Origin of the sequence: Mycobacterium asiaticum (genome assembly GCF_001673365.1) — a bacterium.
Lineage (GTDB): Bacteria > Actinomycetota > Actinomycetes > Mycobacteriales > Mycobacteriaceae > Mycobacterium > Mycobacterium asiaticum_A.
In genome coordinates this window covers 1-551 of the sequence record NZ_LZLS01000016.1, presented here as the reverse complement: position 1 = coordinate 551, position 551 = coordinate 1, and the positions used below count along the sequence as shown (strand labels likewise).

1 pseudogene is annotated in these 551 nt (G+C 60.3%); it reads right to left on the bottom strand.

Annotation, left to right across the window (positions count from 1 at the left end):
* A pseudogene (locus tag A5634_RS28520) lies at positions 1 to 551 on the bottom strand (hypothetical protein); the annotation flags it as partial.

Sequence of the window (551 nt, the reverse complement as noted above, 5' to 3'; positions counted from 1 at the left end):
GCCCCGAGGTTCTGGAAGCCCGACAGCAACGAACCGGAGTTGTACCAGCCCGAGGTCAGCGCCCCGTTGGCGTTGGCAAAGCCCGAACTCAGGTCGCTGGAGTTGAAGAAACCAGAAGTGCCGCTGGAACTTCCGTTGAAGTAGCCCGACGACAACGACCCCGAGGAATTGCCGATCCCGAGCAGCCCCGGTATCCCCAGGTCGAGTCGGCCGAACACCGTCATCTGGATGGGTACCTGTACGTTCGCGCCGGCCGTGAGGTCATTCAGCACGATTGGGTTGATGACGATGGGGTCCAACATTGGGAACTGCTGGGTTCCAACGAATTCGATAGTGACAGGGAGAAAAAGGACGGTAACGGTCAGCGAAACATTGACCGGGATACCGAACGTAGGGGCTTGGATGGTGATGGGGTCGATCTGACCGGTGATCGGGATCGCCGAGTTGGTACCCGCCACGAGGTCGATCGGAATCGCCGGGAAGTTGAGCGGGATGGTGATTCCGTCCACGCCTTGGCCGTCGGCCAGGTTGAACGAGCCGAGGTTTCGGCT